A 4,833-nucleotide genomic window follows, 5' to 3' on the forward strand; every position below is an offset into this window, starting at 1 on the left:
CTCACCGCCCGCCCCGCGGAAAGCGAGCATCTGGAGAGGAAATCAACCACACCGCATTACTTGAAATCGCAACAAAGTTGCGAAAACAGCCTTTTTTTTAATAAGTTGTGGGAATTTTATCCATAAGTAAACGTTTTTTTATTTTTGGAAATAATATGATTTAATGGAAGATAGAGAATGAATGGAAGGGTGAGTGTTTTTGAGTAAACCAAAAGTGTTGGCTACTACCATCGTATCAGCCCTAATCAGCTTTTTTTTTGTATTTTGCCTAGGATGGGCGATGATGGACCATTATGGAAAAGGAACGTCCGATATGGAAGTAATTGAAGAAACCCCCATTAAAAGTGACCTTCCTGCTGATTTTACGGTATTGGCGATAGGCGATTCATTAACACGTGGCACAGGTGATGAAACAGGCAAAGGCTATGTTGGACTTGTTGTTGAAGAGTTGAAGAGTCAATATAAAAGAAAACCAATCATTCATAACCTCGGAATTAATGGACAAGTGTCTAAAGAATTGGTGCAGCAAGTGAAACAACCGGAAGTTAAGCGCCAAATCCAGGCAGCTGATGTTATTTTAGTTACAATCGGGGGTAACGATTTATTTCAAAAAGGGCAGACCCTGCTTGAATATGATCGTGAAGCTACATCCGTATCACAAAAGAATTTCTTGGGAAATTTACATGAAATTTTTAAAGATATAAATAAAGTCAATGATTCAGCTACTATTTTGTTACTTGGTCTGTATAATCCATTTATAGATTTGGATAAAGACTTTGATACGAACCGCATCGTACGGGAATGGAATAATGAAACGGCGGAAGTCGTGGCTCATTATGAAAATGCAATTTTTGTTCCAACATTCGATTTATTTCAATTGTCGGTAAATGAGTATTTGTATTCGGACAATTTTCACCCTAATAAGAAAGGGTATCGTTTAATTGCTGATAGAGTTGCTCCTTTAATAAAATGGGAGGGTGTGGAACGATGAAACAGGTGACATTGTCTGTTAGGGACTTGAGAAAAAAGATTGGCAAACGGGAAATTATTAAAGGAATAGATTTTGAGTTGAATGAAGGTGAGGTTTTCGGCTTTTTAGGACCGAACGGGGCAGGTAAGACGACGACAATCCGCATGTTGGTCGGATTAATTAAGCCATCATCGGGTTCCATCCAAATTTGCGGTTATGATGTTCGTCAGGAATTTACGAAGGCCATGAAGCAAATGGGCTGCATCGTTGAAAATCCAGAATTATATCCATTTTTGAGTGGGTGGGATAATTTACTCCACTTTGCAAGAATGTTACCTGAAGTCGATGAAACAAGAATGATCGAGGTTGTTGAACTCGTCGGCCTGCAAGTGAGAATTCACGATAAAGTGAAGACCTATTCGTTAGGTATGAGGCAGCGTTTAGGAATCGCGCAGGCAATGCTGAACAGTCCTAAGCTATTAATATTGGATGAACCGACTAACGGTCTAGATCCTGCCGGAATCCGTGAAATGCGACAATTCATCAGGAAGCTGGCTGAAGAAGAAGGTATGAGTGTTCTGGTTTCCTCACACTTATTAGGTGAAATACAGCAACTTTGTGACCGGGTCGCAATTATTAAAGGCGGGGAAATTATTAAAACGGATACAGTGGAAAGCTTATTATCCCAGCAGGAGCGGATAATTTGGCGGGTGGAACCTATTCAAAAGGGAGCGGAAGTTCTTAGCCGCTTCACCGATATTACCTTAGATCAAAAATATATCATTACAGCTTATGATGAATCCGAAACGCCTGAATGGAATGCAGCACTTAACCAAGCAGGGGTGAGGGTGCATGAAATGAATCGAAAGCTCCCGGGATTGGAAGAGTTGTTTTTGCAAGTTACCGGTGTCGGAGGTGCAGGCATTGAATAACTTGGTCCAAAATGAAATGATGAAGATGCTGGCAAAAAAACGGCTGATCATAATCGGTATCATCGTTGGAATTTTAGTTTTGATGTTTACATATGCCCAATACAAACAAGTGGAAGAGCAACGGGAGAAGTTGGGAACTGATGATTGGCGTGCGGCTCTTCAGCAGCAAATCATTGATACTCAAAATCGATTGGGCTCGAATAGGATGCTGGATGAGTGGCGTGAACAGCTGCAAGTAAGTCTGAAGCAGCAGCAATATTATCTCGATCATGATATTAATCCCTCAGAACCAGGCGCAGCTACTTTTACACGCATGTTTTTGGAAAATGCAATTGATTTGTTCATTCCGCTGTTGATCATGATTGTGGCCAGTGATTTGGTTTCTTCCGAAAATGGACAAGGCACGATCAAACTTCTGTTGACAAGGCCAGTGGAGCGCTGGAAAATCTTATTGAGCAAATATGTAACATTATTATTATCGGTTTCGATTATCGTGGCGATGACAGCCTTATTGTCTTACCTTTTATCAGGAATCGTTTTCGGGTACCAAGGCTGGGGGGCCCCCGTAATAACCGGATTCGAATTGAATGGTGCTGATGTGGATGTCAGTCAAGTAAGGTTAGTTGAACAATGGAAATTCCTATTGATGGATTTGGGACTTGTCTGGCTGGTGGCGGTTGTTGTAGGGACTCTTTCTTTCATGCTTTCGGTTTTAGTAAGGAGCACTCCTGCAGGCATGGGCATCATGCTGGCTGCATTAATTTCCGGGGCTATATTGAACAATATGGTTTCATCATGGGAATCAGCGAAGTATTTCTTTATGGTGAATTTGAAGTTGACCGCTTATATTAGCGGCACGGCTCCACCGATAGAAGGGATGACTTTATTATCATCTGTCATTACCTTGCTCGTTTGGTGGGCTCTTGCTTTAATTGTATCTTTTACAGTATTTACCCGGAAGGATGTATTCTGAGAAATAGCCTATATAGATTATTGGTGTTGACAAAAGGGCTTCCGGAAGTGTCGCACCCCGAACCAATTTCAAAAGAAGACCTGGTTTAATGGCTAGCCGAGACCCCCGGCGGACACTCGGGGAAAAGGGAGCGGATTTCTGAAATCATCTTCATTCTTAAAAATAAAAAACAGAAGGCAAACTCGTCTTTTACCTTGAATTTGTCTTCTGTCTGAAACAGCCTATATAAATAATAGGTTGTTTTTTATTTTCTTGTACTGGGTATCCTTTAAAAAAAGCATGTTCAAAATTAGGAGGATTATAAATGGATGATAATCATTTGAATGAAAAATTCATGCCAATGACTTCAGTCTCCAGTGGTGATGTACAGATAATAAATGAGAATATATATTGTCTGTCCGTCCAAATCGTTAATGTAATATTTGTAGGGTCACCCAAAGATGATAAATGGGTATTGATAGATGCAGGGATGCCACGCTCAGCAGAGGTAATAAAGAAAACGGCTGAAGAAATATATGGACCACAAAATCCACCTGCTGCCATTATTTTGACACATGGACATTTCGATCATGTTGGCGCACTGATAGAGTTAATGGAGCATTGGGAAGCTCCAGTTTATGCCCATATAAAAGAAATGCCTTATTTAACGGGTCAAGAAGATTACCCCCAACCGGATCCTACTGTTGAAGGAGGGATGATCGCAAAAATTTCATGGATATTTCCGAATGAGGGAATCAACCTTGATGAAGAAGTTCAGCCATTGCCTGATGACCATAGTGTTCCCGGACTTCGTGATTGGAAATGGGTTCACACCCCTGGCCATTCAAATGGACATATTTCACTCTTCCGTGATAGTGACCGAAGTTTGATTGCTGGAGATGCTTTTGTGAATGTCAGGCAAGATTCACTATACAAGGTCATCACTCAGGAGAAAGAAATAGCGGGCCCACCGCGGTATTTAACAACCGATTGGGAGGCTGCAAAAGAATCTGTAAAGTTATTGGAAAGTATGAAGCCGGCTGTTGCCATAACGGGGCACGGGTATCCTGTTGAAGGGCATGAGCTGGAAATGGGTTTATCGAAGCTTGCAAAGGAATTCGATTCATTAGCTAAGCCGGATCATGGGAAATATGTAGAATGAAACATGGACATGTTTCATGAATAATTTCTCTTCAGAAGTCAAAAATAAACAAGCAACTTATGAAAATGGAGGGATATCCGTGACTACATTAAGAGATATCATGACAACAGACGTGAATTGTTGCTCTGCGGAAGATAATATATATGAAGCAGCAGTCAAAATGAAGGATGATGATGTTGGTGTCATTCCTGTTTTGGAGAATAACCATTTAATTGGTGTCATCACAGACAGGGATATCGTCATTCGCTGTGTGGCCGAGAAAAAGCCGAATTCAACTAGAATTACTGATGTCATTTCCACGAACCTTGTAACAGGCACGCCAGGTATGTCAGTGGAGGAAGCTGAAGAGTTAATGGCTACCGAGCAAATCAGAAGGCTCCCTATCATTGAGAATGACACGCTGGTGGGAGTCGTGGCATTAGGTGATCTTGCTGTACACCAACAGACAGATTCAATGGCGGGAAATGCTTTAAGTTCAATTTCCGAAGACAGAGACCAAATTCAACACTAAGAACAAAACTCTGTTAGCTTTTGCTAACAGAGTTTTGTTTTTAAAGATACTTATTGAACCATCCTTTGATTTCCTCAACATGTTGCAGGCGCATTTTTGGAGATCCGCTTCGGGATACTTCGTGAGTTTCATCTGGGAATGAAACAAGCACTGCTTCTTTTTTTTGCCGTTTTAAAGCGACAAAAAATTGCTCGCTCTGTTCAATGGGACAGCGGAAATCCATTTCACCGTGAAGTAAAAGTAAAGGGGTATTCACATTGGAAACATATTTTAAAGGTGAGTGCTGCCATAATTTTTCAGCAGAGT

Annotated in this window: 6 protein-coding genes; 5 read left to right on the forward strand and 1 reads right to left on the reverse strand. The window is 41.0% G+C overall.

Features of this window, described 5'->3' with window-relative positions; translation table 11 throughout:
• The first annotated feature begins 199 nt into the window (after positions 1-199).
• The 5 genes from ACFVSH_RS22900 to ACFVSH_RS22920 all read left to right on the forward strand — a co-directional run bounded on the left by ACFVSH_RS22900 (position 200) and on the right by ACFVSH_RS22920 (position 4,527).
• A complete protein-coding gene (locus tag ACFVSH_RS22900; protein ID WP_387707989.1) occupies positions 200-991 on the forward strand; it encodes an SGNH/GDSL hydrolase family protein in 792 nt (263 codons plus the stop codon).
• Positions 988-1,902, forward strand: coding sequence for an ABC transporter ATP-binding protein (locus ACFVSH_RS22905; RefSeq protein ID WP_387599226.1), 915 nt, complete (start codon positions 988-990; stop codon positions 1,900-1,902). The genes ACFVSH_RS22900 and ACFVSH_RS22905 overlap by 4 nt, the downstream gene beginning before the upstream one ends.
• Positions 1,895-2,875, forward strand: a complete 981-nt coding sequence (locus ACFVSH_RS22910) for an ABC transporter permease (RefSeq protein WP_387707991.1) — start codon at positions 1,895-1,897, stop codon at positions 2,873-2,875. The genes ACFVSH_RS22905 and ACFVSH_RS22910 overlap by 8 nt, the downstream gene beginning before the upstream one ends.
• Positions 2,876-3,179: 304 nt before the next feature.
• The gene (locus tag ACFVSH_RS22915; protein WP_387707993.1) at positions 3,180-4,016 is read left to right on the forward strand and encodes an MBL fold metallo-hydrolase; all 837 of its coding nucleotides are present in this window, start codon (positions 3,180-3,182) and stop codon (positions 4,014-4,016) included.
• Positions 4,017-4,095: 79 nt separating this feature from the next.
• The gene (locus tag ACFVSH_RS22920) at positions 4,096-4,527 is read left to right on the forward strand and encodes a CBS domain-containing protein (RefSeq protein WP_387707995.1); all 432 of its coding nucleotides are present in this window, start codon (positions 4,096-4,098) and stop codon (positions 4,525-4,527) included.
• Between the two features lie 40 nt (positions 4,528-4,567).
• Here ACFVSH_RS22920 and ACFVSH_RS22925 read toward each other — a convergent pair.
• The coding region (locus ACFVSH_RS22925; protein WP_387707997.1) for an alpha/beta hydrolase family protein at positions 4,568-4,833 on the reverse strand (266 nt) is incomplete at its 5' end.

Source organism: Peribacillus sp. NPDC058002, assembly GCF_042886655.1.
GTDB classification, from domain to species: Bacteria; Bacillota; Bacilli; order Bacillales; family DSM-1321; genus Peribacillus; species Peribacillus aracenensis.

Excerpts from the sequence above, each read along its gene's own strand:
- ACFVSH_RS22915 (WP_387707993.1), top strand. The coding sequence starts at position 3,180 with ATGGATGATAATCATTTGAATGAAAAATTCATGCCAATGACTTCAGTC.
- ACFVSH_RS22905 (WP_387599226.1), top strand. The coding sequence starts at position 988 with ATGAAACAGGTGACATTGTCTGTTAGGGACTTGAGAAAAAAGATTGGC.